We start from the raw sequence: 313 nt of genomic DNA, 5'->3' as shown, positions 1-313 counted from the left end.
AGGCTTTCGCCACGCCAGCCTGTCCGTGTGGCTGTGGTACGACAAGTTTTACGGCCTGTACTCCACAGTCGAACCACCCAACACCACCTACGTCTGGGCCGCCCCCTTCCCCGACCCCGACCCCGACCCGCAAGGCTGGCACGACTGGACCCCGCTCTCCCGCGACGTCGGCGGTATCGCCCTCTGCAGCATCTCCACCAACCCGACGGTCAAACCCGACCGACTTTTCTTCACCTACCGGCGCACCAGCCGAACACCACCCACCAACCAACACGGACCCCACCCCGCACCCACCACCAACGTCTTCGGCAGC

General features: G+C 65.8%; 1 pseudogene. It reads left to right on the top strand.

The annotated features are described in order from the left end of the window. Window positions 1-313: pseudogene (locus QSJ18_RS20155) on the top strand (hypothetical protein); the annotation flags it as partial.

The sequence above is a fragment of the Gordonia heveisoli genome, assembly GCF_030315745.1.
Taxonomy (GTDB): domain Bacteria; phylum Actinomycetota; class Actinomycetes; order Mycobacteriales; family Mycobacteriaceae; genus Gordonia.
Note: the sequence above shows the minus strand (reverse complement) of the source record. Positions and strands in the feature narration are given on the sequence as shown.